We start from the raw sequence: 25,051 nt of genomic DNA on the forward strand, positions 1-25,051 counted from the left end.
TCTCCGCTTTTAAAGTTTTGTTCTCCCGCGAAGGCGGGAGCCTAGCCTGGACCTCCGCCTTCGCGGAGGGACACACCTTATCGAAAGGACCATTCCAATGCGTGTGTATTACGATCGCGACGCCGACCTGAACCTCATCACCGACAAGAAGATCGCGATCGTCGGTTACGGATCGCAGGGTCACGCGCACGCTCAGAACCTCCGCGATTCAGGCGTCAAGGACGTCGCCATCGCACTGCGCGAAGGGTCGGCGACCGCCAAGAAGGCGATCGAGGCGGGCTTTGCGGTCAAGTCGAACAAGGAAGCCGCAGCCTGGGCGGACATCGTCATGATCCTCGCGCCCGACGAGCATCAGGCGGCGATCTATGCCACCGACCTGCACGACAACCTCAAGCAGGGTGCGACTATTGCGTTTGCCCACGGCCTCAACGTGCATTTCGGCCTGATCGAGCCGCGCGCCGATCTCGACGTCATCATGATCGCGCCGAAGGGCCCCGGCCACACCGTGCGCAGCGAGTACGTTCGCGGCGGCGGCGTCCCCTGCCTGATCGCGATCGACCAGGACAAGTCGGGCAACGCGCATGACATCGCTCTGGCGTACGCGTCGGGCGTCGGCGGCGGGCGCTCGGGGATCATCGAGACCAACTTCCGCGAGGAATGCGAGACCGACCTGTTCGGCGAGCAGGCCGTGCTGTGCGGCGGCATCACCCACCTGATCCAGGCCGGGTTCGAGACGCTGGTCGAGGCCGGCTACGCGCCCGAGATGGCGTATTTCGAGTGCCTCCACGAGACCAAGCTGATCGTCGACCTGCTGTACGAGGGCGGCATCGCCAACATGCGCTATTCGATCTCGAACACCGCAGAATATGGCGACATCACCACGGGGCCGCGGATCATCACGGCGGAGACCAAGGCCGAGATGAAGCGCGTGCTCGCCGACATCCAGTCGGGCCGGTTCGTGAAGAACTTCATCCTCGATAATCGTGCGGGGCAGCCGGAACTGAAGGCGGCGCGGAAGCAGGCGCTGGCACATCCGATCGAGAAGATCGGGTCGGAGTTGCGTGGGATGATGCCTTGGATCGGGAAGAATGCGTTGGTCGACAAGGCTAAGAACTGACGCGAGCGCGCAATAGCGCGTGAGCGCGGCCGGCACGACGGAGCCTGCCCATAGGGCACGGCTTCGCCGGGTCCGACGGGCTGGCGTGGGGAACGTGCTGAGGTCAGCGTGAAGCCTGCCGCTACCCTACCACCCCGGCGAAGGCCGGGGCCTAGGGGGACGTTGCTAACGGAAGACGACGCTCCGTTACCTCGACCTTTCCAACTGGGCCCCGGCCTTCGCCGGGGTGGTCGCGTTTTGGAGAAAGCGTCGATCACTCCTCCCCTGTTCCCTCGCGCACGCGGGGGTCCAGGGTCTCGGGCAGTGACCGTGGTTTAGCTGGGCCCCCGCGTCCGCGGGGGAACGAGAGCTGGCGGTGCACTCTACCGCGAGCTACCGCGAGCGCGCCCCCGCCCCCCACCGACCCAAATCCGAAACACAGCGTTGGCATAACGTCGTTTGACGCGCCCCCTCCCCTCGGCCAGCATCGCGCGTCAAACAGGAGACCCCGCATGCGCCTAGTCCTAGCCACCATCCTCGCCCTCACCGCCGCGCCCATCATGGCCCAGACCGCAGGCGTCCCCGGCGCCCCCGTCAAGGCGCGCGTCGCCGCGGGCACCTACGCGGTCGATCCCAACCACACGCAGGTCACGTGGCAGGTCAACCACATGGGCTTCTCGATGCTCGAAGGGCAGCTCGGCGCATCGGGCGGCAGCATCACGATCGATCCCGCCAAGCCGAACGCGACCAAGGTCGAAGTGAATTTCGCGATCGACCAGCTCTCGGTCACCGCCGCGCCGTTCGCCGGCCATCTGAAGTCGAAGGATTTCTTCGACGCCGCGACCTACCCGACCGCCAAGTTCGTTTCGACCAAGGTCGTCGCGACCGGCGACAAGGCGACGATCACCGGCGACCTCACACTCAAGGGCGTCACCAAGCCGGTCGTGCTCCAGGCGACCTTCATCGGCGCGGGCGCGAACCCGATGAACAAGAAGCTCAACTTCGGCTTCCGCGCGACGACCTCGATCAAGCGCAGCGACTTCAACCTCGGCGCCTACGCTCCGGTCGTGTCGGACAAGGTCGACCTGACGATCAACGCCGCGTTCTCGGCGCAATAATATACCAATTTCCCTATCGCGCTGGACACGGGACGTGTCCGCGCGATAGGACGTTATCAATGACGCATGGCCGCCTCCTGCTGCTTCGACTTACGCGCCCTTAGGCGCGCCGATCGTTTGCGCGGTGGCCATGCCCCGCGCCTCGCGCCTAAGGGCTGACCCGAACGCTCCCGACGACACGAGAGACACGAGCCATGCTGCGCGACCCATCGACCAAATACCGACCCTTCCCGCAAGTCGACCTGCCCGACCGCCAATGGCCGTCGAAGACCATAATCAAGCCGCCGCGCTGGCTTTCCACCGATTTGCGCGACGGCAACCAGGCGCTGATCGACCCGATGGATGCGGAGAAGAAGACGCGGTTCTTCGACCTGCTCTGCAAGGTCGGGTTGAAGGAGATCGAGGTCGGCTTCCCAAGCGCGGGCGCGACCGAGTTCGACTTCATCTCCGGCCTCGTGAAGACCGGCCGCATCCCCGACGACGTATCGATCCAGGTGCTGACCCAGTCGCGCCGCGACCTGATCGAGACAAGCTTTGCCAGCCTGGTCGGCGCGAAGACCGCGATCGTCCATCTCTACAACGCGGTGTCGCCGGCCTGGCGCAAGATCGTGTTCGGGATGGACCGTGCGCAGGTGAAGCAGATCGCGATCGACGGCGCCAAGGTGCTGCGTGACGAAGCCGCCAAGCAGCCGAACGTCCGCTGGCAGTTCGAATATTCGCCGGAAACCTTCTCGACCGCCGAACTCGATTTCAGCCTCGAGGTCTGCGAGGCCGTTATGGACGTGCTGATGCCGACGCCCGAGAACCCGATCATCTTCAACCTGCCCGCCACCGTCGAGTGCGCGACGCCGAACATCTATGCCGACCAGATCGAGTGGTTCGGCCGCAACATCCGCAACCGCGACGCGGTGGCGATCTCGCTGCACACGCATAACGACCGCGGCACCGGCGTCGCGGCGGCGGAGCTCGGCATGATGGCGGGCGCGGACCGCGTCGAGGGCTGCCTGCTCGGCAATGGCGAGCGCACCGGCAATTGCGATCTCGTGACCGTCGCGCTCAACATGTACACGCAAGGGGTCGATCCGAAGCTCGACCTGTCGGACATCGACGGCGTCGTGAACACGGTCAACTACTGCACCAACATCCCGGTCCACCCACGCACGCCCTATGCCGGCGACCTGGTCTTCACCGCGTTTTCGGGCTCGCACCAGGACGCGATCAAGAAGGGGTTCGCGGCGCAGGAGGCGAAGAACGACACGCTGTGGGAGGTGCCGTACCTCCCGATCGACCCCGCCGATCTGGGTCGCAGCTACGAGGCAGTGATCCGCGTCAATTCGCAGTCGGGCAAGGGCGGCGTCGCCTGGGTGATCGAGCAGGACAAGGGGCTGAAGCTGCCCAAGCGGTTGCAGGCGGACTTCAGCCGGCATGTGCAAGCCTATGCCGACGAGACCAGCCGCGAGTTGAACGCGGCCGACATCTGGGGCCTGTTCGAGCGAACCTACATGCCGCAGGCCGACGATCGCGTGGAACTGCGCGATTACGAGGAGAGTGGCGCCTCGGGGCAACGCGTGTTCATCGGCCGCGTCGCGATAGACGGCGAAGAGCGGTCGATCTCCGGGCGCGGCAACGGGCTGATCTCGGGGGTGATTGCGGCAATTGCGGAGTCGACGGGGCCGACGCTCGACGTGGTGGATTACAACGAGCACGCGATCGGCCACGGGGCGGACGCGCAGGCGGCGGCGTATGTCGAATGCCGGACTGCCGAGGGTAGGACCGTGTTCGGCGTCGGCATGGATACCGACATTGCCACTGCCTCGGTGCGTGCCGTGCTAAGCGCCGCCAACCGCGCCTGATTGTTCGAAAGGACGGCCACCGGCTGAACCGGTGGCCGTTTCTCCTTACGCCAGCTTCGCCAGCAACGCCTGTGCCGCCTTTGCCGACGAGGCGGGGTTCTGGCCGGTGATCAGCAAACCGTCCTCGACCACGTACACACCCCAGTCGGCGGTCTTCGAGTAGGTGCCGCCCTTCTGCTGCAGCATGTCCTCGACCAGGAACGGCACGACATCGATGAGCCCGACCGCGGCCTCCTCGCTGTTGGTGAAGCCGGTGACCGTCTTGCCCTTCACGAGCGGCGTGCCGTCGGCAGACTTCACGTCGCGCAACACGCCGGGTGCGTGGCAGACCAGCGCGACGGGCTTGCCTGCGCCGATCGCGGTTTCGATCAGCGCGATCGATGCCGGATCGTTGGCGAGATCCCAGAGCGGCCCGTGCCCACCGGGATAGAACACCGCGTCATAGTCCGCGATCTGCATCTCGGCGAGCTTGCGCGTATCGGCGAGTGCCGCAGTGGCCTCCGCATCGCCCTCAAAACGCCGGGTCGCATCGGTCTGTGCGTCGGGCTTGGCGCTGCTTGGATCGAGCGGCGGCTGGCCACCCGCCGGCGATGCGAGCGTGATGTCCACGCCCGCGTCCTTGAACACGTAATAGGGCGCGGCGAGTTCCTCGAGCCAGAAGCCGGTCTTGCGGCCGGTATTGCCGAGATCGGCATGCGAGGTGAGGACAATGAGAATCTTCAACTTTGGTCTCCGGATCGAAAATTATGGGGAGAGAACGATCCGGCTCTAGGATCGGTACCTTACGCCTGTGAAACGAATTGCGCCCGATCGTGGGACTATCGCCCTGAGCAGGACCGGTCAGCACTCATACGGCGCCATGCCCTTGTTCTCCCGCGAAGGCGGGAGCCCAGCCTGGATTCCCGCCTTCGCGGGGAAACACGTCTTTCCCAAACGCTGGATCGATCTTCCGCTAAATCCCTCGTTCCCGCACAATCCGGCACCCGATCGCCGCATCTGGATAGACGTCGGTCTTCATCGTCTCGATCTCGACCCGCCTCACCCGCTCATCGCTCAGGCAGAGCGAAGCGATCGCCTCGCAGAGCGTCTCCTGCAACTTGAACGGGCGCTCCGCGACCATCGCCAGGATGCCAGCGCGGACGAAATCGTAATCGAGCACCTCCTCGATCGCATCCTCGCCGAGCGGACCTGGATACACCGCCGTCATCTCGACCGAGACGACCACGCGTTGCGGCGCGACCTCGTGCGGATGGATGCCAAGCCGCATCATGACCTCGAGCCCGTCGAGGATCGTCGTGAATTCAGCCATGCCGCCCCTCAAACATCACGTCGCTATCGCGCGTCAGAAATCGCTGCCCGCAATCCACGAACAGATTCTGCCCCGTCACGCCCTTCGCGGTCAGCAGCCACGCGACGGCGTCCGCGACCGCTTCAGCACCGACGGGTCGCTGCAACAGGTTCTCGCTCGCCACCGCCGCAAATTCCTCCTCGGTCTGGTCGCCACTCGGCAGCGTCAGCCCCGGTGACACTGCATTCACCGCGATCCGCGGCCCGAGCGCCTGCGCGAGCATCGTCGTCGCACCCTCCAGCGCGATCTTCCCGCAACTGTACGAGAAGAAATCGGGGTTGAGGTTCGCCACCTTCTGGTCGAGCACGTTGACCACCGCGCCGTCCGCGACATCATCCTGCGACGCCAGCGCGGAGGCGAGCAGCACCGGCGCGCCGCAATTGATCGCGCTAAGCTCCGCGAACAGCACCGGGTCGACGCTGGGCGGCCGATCGAACTCGAACCGCGAAGCGCAGTTCACCAGCCCGTCGATCGGTCCGCCGATCGCAGCCCGCGCCTTCGCGAACAGGTCGCCGATCGCGCCAAGGTCGCTCAGGTCGCCCGCCACCGCAGTAGCACGCCCGCCCTCACCGACGATCTCCGCCACCAGCGCCTCGGCCTCGTCCCGCGAATGCCCTTGGTGCACGACCACCGCGTGGCCATCCGCCGCGAGCCGCCGCACGATCGCCGCGCCCAGCCGCTTCGCCCCGCCCGTGACCAGCACGGTCCGCATCAGGCGCGCTGTCCCATCAACGCCAGCACTTCCTTGCGGCTGCGTTCGTCGTCGCGGAACACGCCCATCATCCGGCTCGTCACCATCGTCACGCCCGGCGTGCGGACGCCGCGCGCGGTCATGCAGGCATGGCTCGCCTCGATCACCACCGCGACGCCCTGCGGCTTGAGATTGTCCCAGATGCAGTCCGCCACTTCCGCGGTCAGCCGCTCCTGCACCTGCAACCGCCGCGCGAACCCGTGCAGCACGCGCGCGAGCTTCGAGATGCCGACGACATGGTTGCGCGGCAGGTACGCGATGTGCGCCTTGCCGATGATCGGCGCCATGTGATGCTCGCAATGCGACTGGAACGGGATGTCCTTGAGCAGCACGATCTCGTCATAGCCGCCGACTTCCTCGAACACGCGGTCGAGGTGCTTGGCCGGATCGTCGCCATAGCCTGCGCAATATTCCTTCCACGCACGTGCAACACGACGCGGCGTATCGAGCAGCCCCTCACGGGTTGGATCGTCGCCTGCCCAGCGGATCAGCGTACGGATCGCCGACGCTACGTCTTCGGGCACATTCAGCTTGCCGTCGGGACCAACCCCGTCCTCCGCAGCCGCCGGCCCCTTGGGGCCGCCCATTTCATCCCGCATCGCAACACCCTTTGTCAGCATACCCAAACATCAGAACATGGGTCCTCTTTTGCAACTGTTTCATTTCGGCCACTTGGCATAAATCCCGGTTTTCAGGGGACGAAAAAGCGTTGACGGTTGATTTAAATCGTCGTTACCTCACCATACCTGAAAAACTAAATCGTGAATCGGCATAGACCGGCACGATCGGGGAGAGGACTGCCATGGCTAAGTTCGAACTGCTCGCCGCATCGGCGATGATACTCCTGTCGATCGCGCCGGCAATGGCGCAGACCGCCACCACCACATCGGCTGAAAACACCGCGCCGACCAACGGACCCGGCCAGGAAGCCCCGTCGACGCAAACCCCGTCGACGCAGACCGCCCCAGCCGATACGCCGTCCAGCGCCTATGCGTCTCAGGATATCGTGATTACCGCGCAACGCCAATCGCAGCGTTTGCAGGATGTTCCGATTGCTGTGAGCGCTTTTACCGCTGAAAACCTCAGCAAGCAGCAGATCGTCAACCCGAGCGCGCTTCAGCAGACGCTGCCCAACGTCACCTTCACCAAGACCAACTTCACCACGTCGAGCTTCACGATCCGCGGGATCGGCGATCTGTGCACCGGCGCGACCTGCGACACCGCGACCGCGATCCACGTCAACGACATGCCGCTGGTGACGACCCGCCTGTTCGAGAGCGAGTTCTTCGATCTGGAGCGTATCGAAGTGCTGCGCGGACCGCAGGGCACGCTGTTCGGCCGCAACGCCACCTCGGGCGTCGTAAACTTCATCTCCGCCAAGCCCGATCTGTCCGCGATCCATTCCGCCGCCGAGTTCGAATATGGCAATTACGATTCGAAGCGCGTGAAGGCGATGTTCAACCTGCCCTTCACCGACACGCTCGGCATCCGCGTCGCCGGCACCTATCTCAACCGCGACGGCTATACCAAGAACCTGTACGACGGTCGCAAGATCGACGGGCGCGATCTGTATTCAATCCGCGGCACGCTGTCGTGGGAGCCGACCAGCGACACCCGGATCGACCTGATCGGCTATTATTTCCGCGAAAAGGACGATCGCTCCCGGTTGCAGAAGCAGCTGTGCCACCGCGATCCGACCGGCGTCCTGGGCTGCCTGCCCGACCGGCTCGCCAACGAGACCGCGAACGGCAATTCGACGCTGTCCGCGGTACTCAGCTCGAACGAGTTCTTCGCGGTCAACAACCCCGCGCTCGCGCGCTTCGGCCTGCAGAGCCTGTACGGCCAGGATACCTATGCGGGCGTCGTCAACCCGGCCGACGTGCGGACCGTGTCGCTCGACTACAGCCCGACCTATTTCGCCGAGGAAGAGCAATATACCGCGAAGATCTTCCACGATTTCGGCCCGGTCAGCCTGAACTTCACCGGCGGCTACACACGCAACGTGGTCGACAGCACCGCCGACTATAATCTCGCGGTCGAGAACCCGCTGACCAACAATGCCGGGCTCGCGAATCTCAACGCGCTCGCCCGGACTGGATCGCCTTTCGCGTTCCTCAACGGCGTGCGGCAGACGCTGATCCCCAACGGCGCGGCGGGAGGCGTATGCCAGTCGGCGGCGGATCCGAACAATGTCGGCATCTATGGCGGCAATTCGATCGGCTGTTACGCACAAAGCCTCGACTTCGATCGCTCGCGGCAGAAGAACCGCCAATATTCTGCCGAGGCGCATCTCGACAGCAATTTCGACGGGATGTTCAACTTCCTGCTCGGCGGCATCTATGTCGACAGCAAGTCGACCAACACCGATTATTTCGTCAATTCGTTCGGGCTCGATTACGCCTCGGGCATCCTCGGCTCGGCGACCGCCGCAGCGAGCGGCCTGCCCGCGGGCAACGGCTATTTCCTGGCGACGCCCTTCTATCGCAACAGCGATACTGAGTTCCGCCTCAAATCCTACGGCATCTTCGGCGAGACCTATTTCAAGTTCACCGACAAGCTGAAGCTGACCGTCGGCCTGCGCTACAATCACGACAAGAAGACCGACGAGGCGCGCAACCTCGCGCTCAACGTGCTGACACCGATCGGCGCGACGGGAATCGAGCAGGGGCTGAACTACGGCACGGTCGATTTCGACCCCAATCTGCCGGGCCGGCAGGAGTTCGCCGAGGCACAGGTCAGCTTCTCGCGACTGACCGGGCGCGCGGTGCTCGACTACCGGATCACCGAGAACAACCTGCTCTACGCGTCCTATTCGCGCGGGTATAAATCGGGCGGAATCAATCCGCCGCTGCTGCCGATGTTCAACGTCAGCAGCACCTTCCTGCCCGAGCAGGTCAACGCGTACGAGATCGGCTCGAAGAACACCTTCGGCGGCGGACAGCTCAGGCTGAACCTCACCGGCTTCTATTATCAGTACAAGAACCTCCAGCTGAGCCGGATCGTCGCGCGGACCTCGGTCAACGACAATGTCGATGCCGATATCTACGGCGTCGAGGCGGAGGCGATCATGAGCCCGATCCCGGCATTTGTCGTCAACATGAACGCAAGCTACCTGCATTCGAAGGTGTCGAGCGACAAGTTCCTGGTCAACCCACGCGATGTGTCGGGGGCGTTCGGATGCGGTGATCATCAAGGACATCACCAACGCGTCGAACTGCGTCGTCGTGCCGAACGCGGCGGGCAATGCAGCGCTGTCGAACGGCTATGTCGCGGCAGTCAATCGCGCGATCGGCCTGCGCGCGCCGACCGCGATCCCGACGATCGCGGCGACCGGCGCGTTCGGGATCTGCTCGGCGCTGGGCGCCAACGCAGCCGCCAGCGGCGTCTCGGTGCTCGACGGCGTCACCACCAACATCCGCGGCAACCGCCTGCCGCAGGCACCGACGTACAAATGGTCGGTCGGCGCGCAGTACACGATCGACTTCGCGAACGGCATGAGCCTCGTGCCGCGTGCCGACCTGAACTACACCGGCGGGCTTTCGGGGAGCATCTTCAACACCCAGATCGACCGGATCCAGGGGTATGAAGTCGTCAACATGCAGGTCCAGCTGAACGCACGCGAGGATCGCTTCTACGTCCGCGCCTATGTGCAGAATCTGACCAACAACGATGCCACGACCGGGCAATATGTGACCGACCAGTCGGCCGGGCTGTTCACCAACATCTTCACGATCGAGCCACGGCGATATGGCGTCGCGGCGGGGTTCAAGTTCTGAGGAGGCCGACTATCGCGCGGTTCTGTCTAAGCGGGACCGCGTGCGGGGCGAGCGTGGTTCGCTACACGGTGAGATCCCAGCTTTCGCGGGGATGACGGGCGGGAGTTTGGTGTGCTGGCCACTCACTCCCCCGTCAGCGCGTCAGCGCGTCAGCGCGTCAGCGCGTCAGCGCGTCAGCGCGTCAGCGCGTCAGCCCGTCAGCGCATCATTCCGTCACCCCAGCGAAAGCTGGGGTCTCCCGCTTGGGAAGAGCCGTCCGCAACCAAGCGGACAGAAGCCTAGCCCAACCGCGCCGCGTGCCAGGCGACATGGTCTGCCATGAACGTCGAAATGAAGTTGTAGCTGTGATCATACCCCGGCTGCATCCGCAGCGTCAGGTCGATCCCCGCCGCCTCGCACGCCGCCACTAGCAACTCGGGCTTCAACTGCTCGACCAGGAAACCATCGGCATCCCCCTGATCCACCAGGATGTCCTTCACCCGAGCGCCATCCTCGATCAGCGCACACGCGTCATACGCACGCCAAGTCGTTCGGTCCGCGCCAAGATACCCGCCGAGCGCCTTCTCACCCCAGGGACACTGCAACGGCGCCACGATCGGCGCGAACGCCGATACGCTGCGGAACAGCTCCGGATTACGCAGCGCGATCGTCAGCGCACCATGACCACCCATCGAGTGCCCGAAGATCCCCTGCCGCGTCATGTCCGCCACCGGAAACGCCGTCGCGATCAACGCCGGCAGTTCATCCTCGACATACGTCCGCATCTGGAAGCTCTTCGCCCAAGGCTCTTCGGTGGCATCGACGTAGAAACCGGCGCCCTTGCCGAAGTCGTACGCGTCGTCATCCGGCACGTCGTCGCCCCGCGGCGACGTATCCGGCGCAACCAGGATCACGCCAAGCTCAGCACACGCCCGCCGATACTCGCCCTTGTCCATGACGTTCGCGTGCGTGCACGTCAGCCCCGACAGGAACCACAAAACCGGCAACCGCGCGCCCTGCTCATGCGGCGGCACGTAGACCGCGAAGGTCATGTCGGTGCCGGTCGCGGTCGAGGCGTGGCGGTAGACGCCCTGGATGCCGCCATACGCCTTGCTGGTCGAGACGGTCTCCATCATGCGACCCGGTGCAGCGCGCAGATCTTGTTCCCCGACGGATCGCGCAGATACGCGAGGTACAGCTTCCGCCCCCGGTAGCCTCGCGTACGCCCGGCGAATCCTCGCAAGCGGTACCGCCATGCGCTAGCCCGGCTGCGTGCCACGCATCAGCCGACTCAGTCGAGGCTGCAGCGAACCCCAGCGTGCTGCCGTTGCCATGGCTCGCCGGCTGTCCATCGATCGGCTTGGTCAGCAGGAAGCGGCTACCGTCATGCGCGTAGACCACCCGCCCCCAGTCATCGACGACACCTTCGGGTACGCCAAGCGCGCCCAGCGCCGCGTCGTAGAATGCCTTCGAGGCAGCGACGTCGTCAGCGCCGATCATGATATGCGTGAACATGGGCGCACTCCTCAGTAGATCACGACGGAGCGGATGCTCTCGCCGGCGTGCATCAGGTCGAAGCCCTTGTTGATCTCGTCGAGCGTCAGGCGGTGCGTGATCATCGGGTCGATCTCGATCATCCCGTTCATGTACCAGTCGACGATCTTCGGCGTATCGGTCCGCCCCCGCGCGCCGCCGAACGCGGTCCCGCGCCAGTTGCGCCCGGTGACCAGCTGGAAAGGTCGCGTCGAGATTTCCTTGCCCGCCTCGGCCACGCCGATCACGATCGAGGTGCCCCAGCCGCGATGGCACGCCTCGAGCGCCTGCCGCATCACGGTGGTGTTGCCGGTCGCGTCGAAGGTGTAGTCCGCGCCGCCGTCCGTCAAAGCGACGATGTGCTGGACGATGTCGCCCACATCGTTCGGGTTGGCGAAGTGGGTCATGCCGAAGCGACGCCCCCATTCCTCACGGTCGGGGTTGATGTCGACGCCGACGATCATCCCGGCACCGGCCAGTCGCGCGCCCTGGATCACGTTCAGCCCGATCCCGCCAAGCCCGAACACTACGACCGTATCGCCCGGCTGGACCTTCGCGGTGTGCACCACCGCGCCAACGCCGGTCGTCACGCCGCAGCCGACGTAGCACGAGGTATCGAACGGCGCGTCGGTACGGATCTTGGCTACCGCGATCTCCGGCAACACCGTGAAGTTCGAGAAGGTAGAGCAGCCCATGTAATGGAAGATCGGCTGGCCCTTGTAGCTGAACCGCGTCGTCCCGTCCGGCATCAGCCCCTTGCCCTGCGTCGCCCGGATCGCGGTGCACAGGTTGGTCTTCTGGCTGAGGCACGACTTACACTGGCGGCATTCAGGAGTGTAGAGCGGGATGACGTGATCGCCGACCGCGACGCTGGTCACGCCCGCGCCCACTTCGCGGACGATGCCGGCGCCTTCATGGCCCAGCACGCTCGGAAACAACCCTTCCGAATCAAGCCCGTCGAGCGTGTACGCATCGGTATGGCAGATGCCCGTCGCCATGATTTCGACAAGGACTTCGCCGAATTTCGGCCCTTCGAGGTCGAGTTCGACGATCTCGAGCGGTTTTTTGCCTCGAAGGCTACGGCGGCGCGGGTCTTCATGAGTGGGTCTCCTTGATTGCCGCCCTGATGCCCCCCACGCCCCGCCTCCGCAACCCGTCGGCGATGCAACCAATCCGCTCGTGCGGCGCTTGATCCTTTCAAATCAAGGAGATGGCGCGATGAAGGATCCGAAGAAGGGCGACGAGGTCACTTGGAAATCGCACGGCGGCGAGGCGCATGGCACGGTCGAGAAGAAGCAGACCACCGACACGAAGATCAAGGGCCACACCGTGAAGGCCTCCAAGGAGGAGCCCCAGTTCATCGTAAAGAGTGACAAGGGCGGCAAGGCAGCGCACAAGGCGGACGCGCTCACCAAGGCGTGACCACGCGCGCAGTGCCTAACGCACGCGCGCAACAGGAAGGAATGCTTATGGCTACAGCTCCCAAGACCGGCGGCATCCACGCCCCCGTCCAGCCCTCTCCCGAGCTCGGCGAGATCGTCGGCAACGACAAGCTGCCGCGCAGCGAAGTGATCAGCAAGGTGTGGGTCTACATCAAGGCCAACAACCTCCAGAACCCCGAGAACAAGCGCGAGATTCTGGCTGACGAGAAGCTGAAGAAGGTCTTCGGGCGTGACAAGTGCACGATGTTCGAGATGAACAAGTACATCTCGCAGCACGTCAAGGCCTAACCGCCAGCACTGCACGGCAAGCGGCGACGGGGCATTGACAGCGATACCCGTCGCCCCTTGATACTCTCTACCCGATTATCGTTACCTGATGGCGGCTACCTGGTCGCCCTGGCCCTTGGCGGCCCCACAACGAGCCTTGGCAGATCGCGAACCAGACGCTTGATCGCCCCATCCGACCGTCGTACTGCGCATTCGGATGCCCCCGTAGCTCAGCCGGATAGAGCGACGGTTTCCTAAGTGCGCCAGAAGCGTGCTTCTTGTAGTTGCCCCGCGGTGGGGCACCCCTGGGGTTCAGGGGTTAAACCAACCAGCTTACCGGAGTCGTAAGACGAAAGGGACTGCAGCATGCTGGTGACGGATGGAACAGGACGGTCATGCGTCCGATGAGCCATTCTAGGTAGGTTCGACATGGCTAGGCCTTGATTGGTCAAACTCTAGTCTGATCGTGGAATTTCCGTTTCCTTGGGGTCACATGACTATACTCCCCAATCTCTCGCATGAAGCCGTGGATTAGGAGCGGCATCATAACCCCGCGAGAGGACGAAGCCCAACGAGGGCGGCCTTGAGAGCGCGAGCTCAACAGGATAAAGACGAACGGAGAGCCTAAATCGAAACCGCTACAGAAGTAGTAGCCTGGGATCACCCAACGGCCGTAAGGTACGGGGTGACGGAGTTGTCGTAGTACCTGTATTGATCTCGTAGCTCAGCTGGATAGAGCGGTCGCCTCCTAAGCGACAGGCCCCCGGTTCGAATCCGGGCGGGATCACCATACTGCCGGGGTAATGCCCGGACAAAGGGAAGGACAACAGTCTTCTAATCGCTCATAAATCAAGGCTAACTCGGATGAGTTATATAGGTCTCGATCGACTGGCGAAACTCAGTCAACTGAATGCTAAACCGGACTGGATCAACGAAGACCTCTACCGGCTTATGTATCGCGTGGAGCTATACATCACCGCATACGAGGCGATCAAGAGCCAACCGGGTAATATGACTCCTGGAACGGATCGAACTACGCTGGATGGGACCTCGATAGAGAAAACCATAAAGCCGATGATCGATGCAATCAAGTCGGAGCAATACCGGTTTTCTAAAGGTCGACGGATTTACATCCCGAAGGCCTCGGGAACTGGAATGAGGCCGATCGCGATTGCCCCTCCAAGGGAAAAGATGGTGCAAGAGGTCATTCGTATGATCCTCGAAGCCATTTTTGACAGTGAGAAAGGCTCGACGTTTCTAGATTGTTCCCACGGCTTTCGCCGTGGGAAGGGCACTCACACTGCCCTAGAGACAATACGGAAAGGTTGGGTCGGAACCCGCTGGATTATCGAAGGTGATATTAAAGGTTGTTTCGACAACATTGACCATCACGTTTTGATGAACCTACTCCGTAGGAGAATAAGGGACGAACGCTTCTTAAACCTAATATGGAAAGCCCTTAGGGCTGGATACATGGAAGGTGCGACGAGCTTCGACCAAGACGTGGGCTCCCCACAAGGGAGCATCATATCACCTATTCTCGCCAACATATATCTACATGAGTTGGATGTTTTCGTCCAAGGCCTGAAAGAGAAATACCATAAAGGTACAAAACGAAAGCCTAACCTCGAATACCGGCGACTTGTTCACCAAAAAGAGGTTGCGGATAAGAACGGGAACCATCAGTTAGCTAGCGAGCTGGCTAAACGTATGAGGCGAATTCCTTCGCACGTGATGAACGATCCGGATTATATTCGACTCCGGTATATCAGATACGATGATGACTGGATCATCGGACTTACCGGCCCGGTCTCACTTGCGAATAAACTGAAGGAAGAGATCAGGGTATTCCTCGCGGAAAACCTGAAGCTCACCCTAAGCGATGAGAAAACGCACATACGTCATGCTGGCACCGAAGAAGCCAAGTTTTTGGGAACCCTTATCGGTATCCAAGGAGGCGGCAACGCGGAACCGAAGATCAGAACCATCACTCGCAACGGAAAAGTTTTCCGGAAACGTGTGACAGGCTGGCTTCCAACAATGCGAATGCCAGCGGCAGATGTCGTTAAGCAATTGCATCAGAAAGGGTTTTGCTCGGTGGAAGGTGAGCCTCTGAGTAAATTAGCATGGGTAAATCTTACCCATGAGGATATACTCATGCAATATAGTTCAACGCTTCGAGGGATAAGCAATTATTACTCTTTCGTTGATAATAGATCCGACCTCTCTAGGATCCAGTTTATTCTCCAGCACTCCGCTGCGAAGACGTTGGCGACTAAATTTCGTCTGCGTTCGAGAGCAGTGGTATTTAGAAAATTTGGCAACCGTCTAACCACGCGAACCGAATTATCTAATGGTCAGGTAAAGGAGACACAGTTATGGCTAATGGCAGACTTCAAGAGGCAGCCTAATAACTTCCTCGGGGGAAACCCACGGCCACCGCTGTCGGAAATCTGGATACGTAGACTAACGAGGAGCCACCTTGGCTCCACTTGCTGTATCTGCGGTGCCGATAAGGATGTGGCTATGCACCATGTGCGTCATGTTCGTAAGGTAAGCGGACGACCAAAAGGCTTTCTAAGGATCATGGGCCTAATCAACCGTAAGCAGATACCGGTTTGTCCGGAATGCCACGGGAAGATTCACCGAGGCGAATACGATGGACTCCAACTGAGTAACTTCGCATTCAATCCGGCAAGACCTAGCAAGAAGATGCCTGTTTAGAAGATGGAGAGCCGTGTGCTTCGAAAGTTGCAAGCACGGTTCGGGGGAAGCCCGTTGACACCCCACCCGCAAGGAGGGTTTGGCGGGCGATCCCACACCGTAGGCCGCGTGTTCAAATCTCGCCGGGGGCACCAGCCGTAGATCCTCGAACACCCGCTGCATTCGACAGGCCTTTCCCAGCGCTCAAGGCCGGGCGGTGGCTTTATAGGCGAGACCCGCTTCCAGTCCGCGCAACTCCGCCAGGCCGCGCAGTCGTCCGATCAGGGAATAGCCCGGATTGGTGCGCCGGTTGAGATCGTCTGCCATCTGGTGACCGTGATCCGGACGCATTGGCAGCGACCGCCCCGTGCGCGCCTCCAACGCGATCAGTTCGGACATGATGACCGGCATGTTCGCATCACCCTCGAGATGTGCCGCCTCGTGGAAGGCACCGTCGGGCTCGCGCTGCACCGATCGCAGATGGACGAAGCCGATGCTGTCACCGAGCCGCCGCACCATGCCCGGCAAATCATTGTCCGCGCGCGCCGAACGAGCCACTGCAAAAACACAGGCCGTTCGCAACGGAGGGCACCGCCGCCAACAATGCGCTCACGTCCGCCTCGGTGCTGACCACCCGGGGCAGGCCGAAGATCGGGAATGGCGGGTCGTCGGGATGTACCACGAGTCGGATCCCCTCCGCCTCGGCGACCGGGCAAACGGCCTCCAGGAACGCGACGTGATTGGCACGCAGCCGCGCTGCATCGACCTCGGCATAGGTTTCGATCTGTTCGAGCAACTGCGCCGAGCTGAAAGTCTCTTCGCTCCCCGGCAAGCCAGCGATGATCGTCCGTTCGAGCGTTGCGCGTGCCGCGTCGTCCATCGCCGCGAAACGCTCGCCGGCGATCGCGACGACATCGGGTGTATAATCCGCCTCGCCGCCGGGACGACGCAGGATGTGGATGTCGTAGGTGGCCAGCGCATGGAGTTCGAACCGCAGGGCACGCGCGCCGTCCGGCATTTCCCAGCTCAGGTCGGTCCGTGTCCAATCGAGCAACGGCATGAAATTATAGGTCACGACCTCGATGCCCTGCCCGGCAAGGTTTCGCAGACTGGCGATATAGGCCTCGATCAAACGGTCCCAGTCGCTGGAACGCGTCTTCAACGCTTCCGCAACGGGCAGGCTCTCGACCACTTTCCACGCCAGCCCGGCATCCTCGATGACGCGGCGGCGCGTGGCGATGGCATCCATGGTCCATATGTCGCCATTCGCGACCTGATGCAGCGCCGTGACGATACCGGTCGCGCCGGCTTGGCGGATGGCATGAAGAGGCACGGGATCGCTCGGGCCAAACCAGCGCATGGTCTGGGTCATCGTCATTTGGCAGCTATCCCCGTGCTAAGATCATGGCGAGCGCGACGCATCCCCGTGGTAGTTGATAGCAGCTACGGAATTGGTCTGACAACTTCTTACCGCCACCTTGCGGCGGCATTACGACGGCGCAATGCCGCCATAGCGTTGCCGGGTCTCGGCAAGCGCGAGCCGCGCCTGCTCCATCGCCATTTCCTCGGTCTGGAACAGCAGATGGTCCATCACCGACGTCAGGTGCGCGCGCATCGCCGCCCGTGCGCCGACTGCGTCGCGGGCGCGCAAGGCATCGACGATCGCAGCATGTTCGGCGACCACCGGCCGGACCTTCGCATTGCGCGCCTTGGCGTGGAGCAGCGCGCATTCGGGAGACGTCGATCGAAGATGCCACAGATCCTCGATCGTCCGGACGACACCGGCGTTCCGGGTCGCCTTCGCGATCGCCATGTGGAAGTCGCGGTCGGCAATTTCGGTCACTTCAGCAAGCAAGTTTTCGGTCGTCATCGCATCGACCAGGCCGTCGAGCACGCGCACCTCCGCATCGCTGATCTGGACGGCCGCCAGTGCCGCCGCCTCGCCCTCGAACATGATCCGCGCCTCGGTCAGCTCGAAGGCGGTGATCGCGAAACCGGGCTCTTCCCCCTGCCCCGGCAACCGGCAGACATACGCCCCGGAGCCGACGCGCACTTCTATCAGGCCCTGCACTTCCAACGCGATCAGGGCTTCACGTACCGCCGGGCGGCTTGCGCCGTAATCGATCGCCAGCTCTCGCTCCGCGGGCAGCCTGTCGCCGATGGCATAGGTTCCCATCGTCAACTGCTCGACCAGCTGCCGTGCAATACGCTGATAAAGCCGGTCGTTGGCCGGAGGATCATAGGCTCCCACCGTGGACAGTGTCTTGCGTGCTGCAGCTTTCGCCATCGGACTTACCAATCGATCGTATTCAGCCAAATGCTACATCGTAGGCAGCGGCGTGGAAAGACATCATCGCGCGCGAGCCGCCCTCGTTCCAGGCTGCTGCACCGCGCCTCGGCTATCAGATGGCCCCGCGGCGTGCGCGCAGACCGTGCCCGGAAACGCTCTCACCCCGAACCCGCGCTTGTGCCAGCCAGACCGCACCGCGGCGGACAAGGCCGAGCCAATTATGGTACGGCGCGCGATCGTCGGGCGGGGCGATCGCGGCCGTGGTGTATCGTCGAATAGGCGACGGGACGATCGTATCGCGACCGCCCCGCGTATCGACTAGCCCGTTCACAGGCTAGCCCGTCTACAGGCTAGCCCATCTACACACTAGAACGTACCGCGCAGACCGACCAGGAACTGACGACCCGGCTTGTACTGCGTGAAGGTCGCGTTCTCGAACTGGAAGTACGACCGCAGCGTCGCGTCGGTGAAGTTCGCGACGTTGATCGTCAGCTGCGGCGCCCCCTTCAGACCGAAGATCTTGTCGAGATCGAACGACGACGAGAAGTCGTACGTCGTATAGTCGGTGCCGAACAACGCCGCCGCCGGAATGCCGTTCTGCGCCGCGCCGCTGTTCTGCGAGCCTTCGCGCGAGGTCGTCGACACGCGCAGCATCACGCCGTTCTTCTCGTAATAGCCGGTGATGTTGTAGGTGAACGGGGCCACGCCGAACGCCTGGGCCGGACCATCGCTGCGCTGATCGACGACCGTTGCGTTGGCGTTGAAGCCGAAGCCGGTGACGCCGATGTGCTTGGTGATGAAGTCGAGCGGTTGGACCCACTGAAATTCGAGGCCGTTGATGGTCAGCTTGTTGGGTACGTTGACCTGCGACGTGACCTGAACCTGCGCAGCTGCCGGACCGCCACGCGAATTCAGCGCGATCTGCTGCGTCGGGTTCAGCGTGTCGTACGTGATCCCATACTGTGCGAGGTTCGAGAACGGCACCGTGCTGATGAAGGTGTTGGTGAACCCCTCGATCGACTTGCGGAACGCGTTGAAGCTCACGACCCCCTCACGGCCGGTGTAATATTCGAAGCCCAGATCGAGGTTGGTCGAGAGATAGGGCTTCAACGCGGGGTTGCCGATCGTTGCCTGATCCGCCGACGGCGCACCGAAATTGACGCCCGGCAGCTGTGCAGACGGATCGGGGCGAGTCATCGTTCGCGAGCCCGCGACGCGGACCACCGCATGCTCGCTGACGTCATAGGCGAAGGTCGCGGCCGGCAGCCACTTCGCATAGACGTTGCGCGTCGAGACATTGCTGACGAGGTTCGGATAGCGGCTACCGTCGGGCAATGCGGCACCGGTCGACGTCGTGTTGCGCGGATCGGGCAGCGACACGCGCCCGGTGATCGTCTGGATCGTGTTGACGTAGCGCACGCCGACGTTGAACCGCAGCATGTTGCCGCCCAGCTCCTGCTCGCCATTGACCGTTGCGAACGCCGATTTGACGACTTCACGGATCGCACCGCCGCTCGCACCCGTGTTGGCCGCGCCGGTTTCCGGGGCATTGTCGTGATACTGGTCATAGTTGCTGGCAGCCGCGAACTTCGGCCAATCGACCGTCACGAACCCTGCCGGTCCCGGTTTCAGATACGTCGGCACCGCCGAATTCGGAATCAGCGAGCCACCATAGGTAACGGGTCCCGTCATACCCGCGGTCGATCCGGTGCCATAGCCCGGATAGGTCGGATAGCCGGCTGGCGCCGCGCCGGGCGCGTTCAGACCTTCGCAGGGCGGCTGTGAGTTGGGCGAGCCGACGAATACGCTGGGGTTGTTGCCACAGACCGCATTCTGCCAAGCCTGGCTATTGTCGTACCCGCGGATCCGACGGAACACGTCGTCGAATGCGCCGCCGACCTTCAGATTGAGCGCCTTGCCGCCCCAAGTGAGATCGCCGCGCCCGCCCTTACTCGTGTTGAGCCGCCGCTCGTCCTGAATATTCACTCGACTTCCCGCATTCCAACCAAAATTGGCGGGATCGTTGAGGTCCAGCCCGCTCTCGATCGTCGGAATGCCTCCGGTATTGGCATAGGTGACCGTGTTGCCGACACCCAGCGGCGTTGTGAGTCCCACCGACGGGCTTTCCCGGTGGAACGTGGAGCGCGCGTAATTGCCCTGAAGGTTGAGCTTGAGCGAGTCGGAGATTTCCCACTCGCCGCCCGGATTGATGCTGAAGAGCTTCGTCGTCTCGGTATAGGGACGGAATTCGTTGAAGAACTGCGCATTGGCGAAAGTGCCGCCGGTGACGACGCAACCGATCGTGCAATCCGCCTTATCGAACGTCAGGTTCGTGGGGATGACCGCGCCATTCCGCACGATCCACGCGACGTTCTCGCGGATCAGGTCGTTCTTCTTATAGCCGTACAGGCCATCGACATAGAAATGCAGCGTATCGGTCGGCTGCCACTCAGCGCTGACGATCGCATTGAGACGGTCGCGTGGACCGCGGATGCTGGTCGAACGACCGAGGCGCGGCAGCAACGCGTTGTCGATCTGCTGGATTGTCGCACCCGGGTTGTTCGCGAGCAGGAACGCACTGGTGATCGGCGTGCCTGCCACCAGACCAGCACCGGCGCCGATGGGCACGACTGCCGGGATTGTCCAATTGCCGCCGCCGGTCGTGTTGCACCCCGACGCCGCACCACATTGCGAGGCCGTCAATGCAGGATTGGTATAGCCAATGGTTTCGAACCCGCGCGTGTCGGTAAACAGACGCTGGGCCGACACGCCAGCGAGGATACCGAACTTGTCGTTACGCCAGCTACCGATCAGCGAGCCACGCGCGCCGATCCGGTCCTCGGGCGACTGCTTAGTGCCCTGAACGTTATACGCGAGGAACGAGGTTGCGCGATCGAACGGCCGCGCCGACCGCAGATCGATATTGCCCGCCGCACCGCCTTCGAGAAGATCAGCGGTATAGCTCTTGTTGACCGTGAGCTTGGTGAACAGGTCGGTCGGAAAAAGCTCAGATCGACCGACCGGTCGGTCCCTTGCGCGTCAGTCGCGCCTGACGACGCCACGGCGATCGTCGCGCCGTTGAGCGTAACGTTCGTGAAGTTGGAGCCAAGTCCGCGGATCGCGACGTTCGTCCCCTCGCCAGTCACGTCGCGCGTAATTGTGATGCCGGGAATGCGGTTAAAGGACTCGGCGATATTCGTATCGGGAAACTTGCCGATATCTTCTGCAAAAATCGAATCGGTGAAGCCAGTTGCCGCTCGCTTTGCATTGGTCGATTTGGCGAGGCTGGAGCGATACCCGGTGACTACGATGTCGGCGCTGTCGGCCGCGTCGATGGTACCCGGCGTCTGATCGGAACTTGGCAAGGTCGCGGCTGGCGATGCCGTCGTGGATTCTCCCGCGGCGGCCGGGGCATCTTGCGTCACGGGCGGCGATGGATCCTGCGTCGGCGGGATGGTTTGAGCGCTTGCGATGGTAGAACACAGCGCCGCCATCGTCGTCGCGCACAACAATGCCGCGCGTCAGACGAGGTACCGTTTTAAAAGATGTCATGGTCGGGGTCCTCTCCGAAACCTCACCAACGTTGTGGCGAGAAAGCCTAATTTGGTCGTCGGGCGTGGGGACGTGCGTCAGGCGTCGCGGAGCGCGAAGCGCCACGGCGTGCCATATGCTGCAATTTGAATCGCCAACCGTCCAACTCCCGATCACGCCCGTCTAAAGCAGGCTATTGATAGCGGTACCTTACGACGGGTGGTTGCCGAGTCAAGACTTTCCGGCATGGCCAATTTTTCTCTTTACCGGGCTATCTCAGTCAAATTCGACAGGCCGATGGTATAATGCGGTATTACCAATACAGATAGCACGTCGTTCGTCGAAGGCCTCGGGGCCGCTCGGTGCCTCGACCAAGGCCATATGCGTATCGACGCACGGCGAAAAGCGCCGCTTGGGTTCTAGAGCAGCAACGCACCATATCCTTTGGGGCTATGTGAGCGCTCCCACCTGTTAGACCATCCCAAAGGAGCGCTTTAGTAGCGAGCAGTCTGGACTCACTTGGATGTCGAACGCATGCAGCACGGGCGTAACAACCGCAGGCGCGATGCTGGGATACCCTTAACGGGCTGGTGTCGGTGCCCTCAAGGCGGCTACCGCGTTGCGTCGTACGGTCGATCCCAAAGCCTCAGTAGATGCCTCGATACCGTGCATCGAGGGATAGGTCTGACAGGCGTTCCTAGTGCGGACTTCGCGCTTGGCTTGCTAGCCACGCCGCCGAAACCTTAGCCTGGCAGCCTGGCAGCCTGGCAGCCTGGCAGCCTGGCAGCCTGGCAGCCTGGCAGCCTGGACCTAGCTGGATTTCGCTCTACCGAACTGCCACCAGCGACGCGGTGCGCGTAGATCGAGTCCGCGCGATGTCGATGCACGCCCCAGATCGCGTGTCAGCGACCGTAGTTGACGATCGTTCAGCGCGACCGAGACTCGCGTGAGGCGCCCCGCTGCATAATCTGCGGCCGTCCCGGCAACCTGAATCGTCAGCATGATGCCGTTGCTCGAGGGAACCCTCTTCCAGCCAACCAGCGCACCCGTCACTTCGACAGACATAACTCTCTCCATGTCCCCCAACCCGACCGGCGATGCCATGGCCTGCGTTCGGAACGCGGCGATGGCGGATCTAGTAAAGGATTGTCAATGCAGCGCATTCTGGGGTGCATGCAATGGCGAAGTCTAACCGCGGGGCAGATACGCTACACGCCCCGCGGCGCGGTTTGCATACCGCCGCGAAGGTTAACGCATTATAAATTATCGTATGTCGCCCATCAATGTCGCGTGGCCTGTCTGCGTCAGGCGCGTTCGACTCCTCCCAGCATGGCGTTCGCGGCGGCCGTCGTCACGGTAGCTGGCAAAATCGCCATGCTGGATCGGCCGGGGTTTGCAATCGTTCGTTCGTAAACCTTTGCGCAATTGCCTTAATCAGGCAAACGGCTCCGATGATACTGGTCTCGCTCATGCTGGCGCTCGCTCTCACGCCTCCACCGTCAAATGGTACCCCATCGGCCAAGGCTGCCTGGGAAAGCTGCCTTCAGACATTTGCGCAAGTCGAGAGCCTCGGTTCGAAGAGCGACGTCACGATAGCAGTCGGCGCGTTGGCGGCATGCTCATCCGATCGCGATCGGTACACGAAATCGCTGATCCGTGAGGCTGGCGCATCGCCGCAGACCGGTCAGACGGCCATCGAACGCGCGCAAAAACAGATCGCAGCCGATCAACGCGATCTGACTATCCGGCTTCTGAGCTTTATCAGGCGCGCTCGACGCGCGTAGCATTCGCGCACCGGAACGATCGCAATTATTCCCGTCATCGGCCTCACCCGCAAAGATCGGCGGCGACGCTCAGTTCAGCTTTTCGGGCGGCGCGATGGGTAGCGGCAGCGGCGTGATCGCTATCCCGTCGTCGACCAGCGCCTTGGCATCTGCGAGACTGGCCAGACCGTGGATTGTCGCCTGTTTCTCCTCGCCCAGATGCATCGCACGGGCGCGTTCGGCAAATGCCGGGCCGACCCATTGCGAGGATTTGAGCGCTTCGGCCTGTCGAGCGGCAACCAGTTTCATCACCGCCTTGACCGCATCCGGCGTCGGCGAGTCGGGCGTCCTGTTGCCCTTCGCTGCAATCGCGGGCGCCATCAGTGCCTTGGTGATGTCGGCGCTGTCGCAGAGTGGGCACCGGACCTGGCTTGCGGTGCGCTGATCTTCATACGCGCTACTCGACCCGAACCACGCCTCGAAGACGTGGCCGCCGCCGCATTTGAGGTCGAACACGATCATCGGACGATCGTGACGGGGGGTATCGGCCGGCGGTGTTGCAGCACAGGAATACGCGATCGGACCGCGTCAACTTGCGCGGGATCGAGGTCGACGACGGCGAGACCCGTAGCCTCTGCCATGTCCAGGATCACCTCACCCCAGGGGTCGATCACCAGCGAATGTCCATAGGTTGTGCGCCCATCGGCATGGGTCCCGGTCTGCGCGGCGGCGACGACATAGGCTCCGGCCTCGATCGCGCGGGCGCGTAACAGGACGTGCCAATGCGCAGCCCCGGTCGGTTGCGTGAATGCAGCAGGGACCGAGAGGATCGTCGCGCCCACATCGCTGAGCGCGCGATACAGATCGGCAAAGCGAAGGTCGTAGCAGATCGACGCACCGACCCTTCCCGCAGGCGTATCGACCACCACCGCGGTGTCGCCGCCAACATAGGCGGCGGATTCGCGCCAGCTTTCGCCCGACGGCAGGTCGACGTCGAACAGATGCAGCTTGTCATAGCGCGCCCGGATCACCCCCGCCGCATCGATCAGAAAGCCGCGATTGGCGAACTTGCCGTCTGGGCGCCGGACCGCGAGTGACCCGAGATGCACCCAGATGCCCATCTCTGCCGCCGCCCTGCGCACTGCGGCCAGGACGATGTCGGTATCTTCGGCAACGATAGCGGCTCCGGCTCGCGCACGGTCACGATCGATCAGCCCGGACATTTCGGGCGTGAACAGCATGGTGGCGCCCTGTCCCCCGCGGCGCGGATCGCATCGACCAGCGTAGCGGCGTTGACCGCGGGATCGATCCCGCTGGTCATCTGGAGGACGCCGATCCGTGGCATCAGGCGAGCAGCGGGTCGAGGCCACCCTTTGCGTCGAGCGCGGCGAGGTCGTCCGACCCGCCGATGTGCTTACCATCGATAAAGACCTGCGGCATCGTCATGCGCCCGCCCGATCGCTCGACCATTTCCGCCTTTTTCGGGCCGCCCATCGTGACGTCGAACGTCTCGGGCTCGACACCCTTCGATGCGAGAAGTTTCATCGCCCGCGAGCAATAGGGGCAGAACTGCTTTATGTAGATTTCAACTTTAGCCATTC

The 25,051-nt window shown here is 62.6% G+C and carries 19 protein-coding genes, 1 tRNA gene and 5 pseudogenes; 10 read left to right on the plus strand and 15 right to left on the minus strand.

Going from position 1 to position 25,051, the window contains the following annotated elements:
• The first annotated feature begins 97 nt into the window (after positions 1 to 97).
• The 3 genes from ilvC (at position 98) to leuA (ending at position 4,067) form a co-directional block, all read left to right on the plus strand.
• Positions 98 to 1,117, plus strand: a complete 1,020-nt coding sequence (gene ilvC, locus QP181_RS09860) for a ketol-acid reductoisomerase (protein WP_333928404.1) — start codon at positions 98 to 100, stop codon at positions 1,115 to 1,117.
• 491 nt (positions 1,118 to 1,608) lie between these two features.
• Positions 1,609 to 2,214 (plus strand): YceI family protein, encoded by a 606-nt coding sequence (locus tag QP181_RS09865; RefSeq protein ID WP_333928405.1) that lies wholly within the window; start codon positions 1,609 to 1,611, stop codon positions 2,212 to 2,214.
• A 194-nt stretch (positions 2,215 to 2,408) separates the two neighbouring features.
• Positions 2,409 to 4,067 carry a 2-isopropylmalate synthase gene (gene leuA, locus QP181_RS09870; RefSeq protein ID WP_333928406.1) on the plus strand — a complete coding sequence of 553 codons (1,659 nt, stop codon included), beginning with the start codon at positions 2,409 to 2,411 and terminating at the stop codon, positions 4,065 to 4,067.
• Positions 4,068 to 4,112: 45 nt separating this feature from the next.
• Here the strand turns inward: leuA and QP181_RS09875 are convergent, their stop codons facing one another.
• From QP181_RS09875 to folE, 4 genes are all read right to left on the minus strand, one after another.
• Positions 4,113 to 4,790 (minus strand): type 1 glutamine amidotransferase domain-containing protein, encoded by a 678-nt coding sequence (locus tag QP181_RS09875; RefSeq protein WP_333928407.1) that lies wholly within the window; start codon positions 4,788 to 4,790, stop codon positions 4,113 to 4,115.
• A gap of 229 nt (positions 4,791 to 5,019) precedes the next feature.
• Positions 5,020 to 5,376: a dihydroneopterin aldolase gene (locus tag QP181_RS09880; RefSeq protein WP_333928408.1), complete on the minus strand. Its 357-nt coding sequence runs from the start codon at positions 5,374 to 5,376 to the stop codon at positions 5,020 to 5,022.
• Positions 5,369 to 6,127 carry an SDR family NAD(P)-dependent oxidoreductase gene (locus tag QP181_RS09885; RefSeq protein WP_333928409.1) on the minus strand — a complete coding sequence of 253 codons (759 nt, stop codon included), beginning with the start codon at positions 6,125 to 6,127 and terminating at the stop codon, positions 5,369 to 5,371. The genes QP181_RS09880 and QP181_RS09885 overlap by 8 nt, the downstream gene beginning before the upstream one ends.
• Positions 6,127 to 6,753, minus strand: a complete 627-nt coding sequence (gene folE, locus QP181_RS09890; protein WP_333929610.1) for a GTP cyclohydrolase I FolE — start codon at positions 6,751 to 6,753, stop codon at positions 6,127 to 6,129. Before folE ends, QP181_RS09885 begins: the two co-directional genes overlap by 1 nt.
• A gap of 215 nt (positions 6,754 to 6,968) precedes the next feature.
• Between folE and QP181_RS09895 the strand changes: the two genes are divergently transcribed.
• Together QP181_RS09895 and QP181_RS09900 are read left to right on the plus strand one after the other, a co-directional pair.
• The gene (locus tag QP181_RS09895) at positions 6,969 to 9,752 is read left to right on the plus strand and encodes a TonB-dependent receptor (protein WP_333928410.1); all 2,784 of its coding nucleotides are present in this window, start codon (positions 6,969 to 6,971) and stop codon (positions 9,750 to 9,752) included.
• Positions 9,661 to 9,942 (plus strand): hypothetical protein, encoded by a 282-nt coding sequence (locus QP181_RS09900; protein ID WP_333928411.1) that lies wholly within the window; start codon positions 9,661 to 9,663, stop codon positions 9,940 to 9,942. Before QP181_RS09895 ends, QP181_RS09900 begins: the two co-directional genes overlap by 92 nt.
• Before the next feature lie 278 nt (positions 9,943 to 10,220).
• On the opposite strand, the gene fghA is transcribed toward QP181_RS09900, so the two are convergent.
• From fghA to QP181_RS09915, 3 genes and pseudogenes are all read right to left on the minus strand, one after another.
• Positions 10,221 to 11,054, minus strand: a complete 834-nt coding sequence (fghA, locus tag QP181_RS09905; protein ID WP_333928412.1) for an S-formylglutathione hydrolase — start codon at positions 11,052 to 11,054, stop codon at positions 10,221 to 10,223.
• Positions 11,054 to 11,436: pseudogene (locus QP181_RS09910) on the minus strand (VOC family protein). The gene fghA and the pseudogene QP181_RS09910 overlap by 1 nt, the downstream one beginning before the upstream one ends.
• A gap of 11 nt (positions 11,437 to 11,447) precedes the next feature.
• Positions 11,448 to 12,553 (minus strand): annotated as a pseudogene (locus QP181_RS09915) (S-(hydroxymethyl)glutathione dehydrogenase/class III alcohol dehydrogenase).
• A 119-nt stretch (positions 12,554 to 12,672) separates the two neighbouring features.
• Here QP181_RS09915 and QP181_RS09920 point away from each other — a divergent pair.
• From QP181_RS09920 to QP181_RS09935, 4 genes are all read left to right on the plus strand, one after another.
• Positions 12,673 to 12,876 carry a hypervirulence associated TUDOR domain-containing protein gene (locus QP181_RS09920; RefSeq protein ID WP_333928413.1) on the plus strand — a complete coding sequence of 68 codons (204 nt, stop codon included), beginning with the start codon at positions 12,673 to 12,675 and terminating at the stop codon, positions 12,874 to 12,876.
• Positions 12,877 to 12,923: 47 nt separating this feature from the next.
• Entirely contained in the window at positions 12,924 to 13,184 is a 261-nt protein-coding gene (locus tag QP181_RS09925) for an SWIB/MDM2 domain-containing protein (RefSeq protein WP_056411383.1), read from the plus strand.
• Between the two features lie 692 nt (positions 13,185 to 13,876).
• A tRNA-Arg gene (locus QP181_RS09930) sits at positions 13,877 to 13,953 on the plus strand.
• A gap of 74 nt (positions 13,954 to 14,027) precedes the next feature.
• Positions 14,028 to 15,887, plus strand: coding sequence for a group II intron reverse transcriptase/maturase (locus tag QP181_RS09935; protein ID WP_333928414.1), 1,860 nt, complete (start codon positions 14,028 to 14,030; stop codon positions 15,885 to 15,887).
• Between the two features lie 183 nt (positions 15,888 to 16,070).
• Here the strand turns inward: QP181_RS09935 and uxuA are convergent.
• The 5 genes and pseudogenes from uxuA to QP181_RS09965 form a co-directional block, all read right to left on the minus strand.
• Positions 16,071 to 17,244, minus strand: a pseudogene (gene uxuA / locus QP181_RS09945) (mannonate dehydratase).
• Positions 17,245 to 17,355: 111 nt separating this feature from the next.
• Entirely contained in the window at positions 17,356 to 18,153 is a 798-nt protein-coding gene (locus QP181_RS09950; protein ID WP_132735436.1) for a FadR/GntR family transcriptional regulator, read from the minus strand.
• A 369-nt stretch (positions 18,154 to 18,522) separates the two neighbouring features.
• Positions 18,523 to 21,147, minus strand: a complete 2,625-nt coding sequence (locus QP181_RS09955) for a TonB-dependent receptor (protein ID WP_333929611.1) — start codon at positions 21,145 to 21,147, stop codon at positions 18,523 to 18,525.
• A gap of 101 nt (positions 21,148 to 21,248) precedes the next feature.
• A pseudogene (locus QP181_RS09960) lies at positions 21,249 to 21,650 on the minus strand (TonB-dependent receptor plug domain-containing protein); the annotation flags it as partial.
• A gap of 847 nt (positions 21,651 to 22,497) precedes the next feature.
• On the minus strand, positions 22,498 to 22,752 hold the full coding sequence (locus QP181_RS09965) for a hypothetical protein (protein WP_132735439.1): 255 nt from the start codon (positions 22,750 to 22,752) through the stop codon (positions 22,498 to 22,500).
• A 404-nt stretch (positions 22,753 to 23,156) separates the two neighbouring features.
• Between QP181_RS09965 and QP181_RS09970 the strand changes: the two genes are divergently transcribed.
• Positions 23,157 to 23,471: a hypothetical protein gene (locus QP181_RS09970; RefSeq protein ID WP_333928417.1), complete on the plus strand. Its 315-nt coding sequence runs from the start codon at positions 23,157 to 23,159 to the stop codon at positions 23,469 to 23,471.
• A 69-nt stretch (positions 23,472 to 23,540) separates the two neighbouring features.
• Here QP181_RS09970 and QP181_RS09975 read toward each other — a convergent pair whose 3' ends face one another.
• The 3 genes and pseudogenes from QP181_RS09975 to grxC all read right to left on the minus strand — a co-directional run bounded on the left by QP181_RS09975 (position 23,541) and on the right by grxC (position 25,049).
• On the minus strand, positions 23,541 to 23,972 hold the full coding sequence (locus QP181_RS09975) for a DUF1178 family protein (RefSeq protein WP_333928418.1): 432 nt from the start codon (positions 23,970 to 23,972) through the stop codon (positions 23,541 to 23,543).
• Positions 23,969 to 24,795: pseudogene (locus tag QP181_RS09980) on the minus strand (carbon-nitrogen hydrolase family protein). Before QP181_RS09980 ends, QP181_RS09975 begins: the two are co-directional and overlap by 4 nt.
• Entirely contained in the window at positions 24,795 to 25,049 is a 255-nt protein-coding gene (gene grxC / locus QP181_RS09985) for a glutaredoxin 3 (RefSeq protein ID WP_132735451.1), read from the minus strand. The pseudogene QP181_RS09980 and the gene grxC overlap by 1 nt, the downstream one beginning before the upstream one ends.
• Positions 25,050 to 25,051: the final 2 nt, after the last annotated feature.

Origin of the sequence: Sphingomonas sp. LR55 (assembly GCF_036856015.1) — a bacterium.
Lineage (GTDB): Bacteria > Pseudomonadota > Alphaproteobacteria > Sphingomonadales > Sphingomonadaceae > Sphingomonas.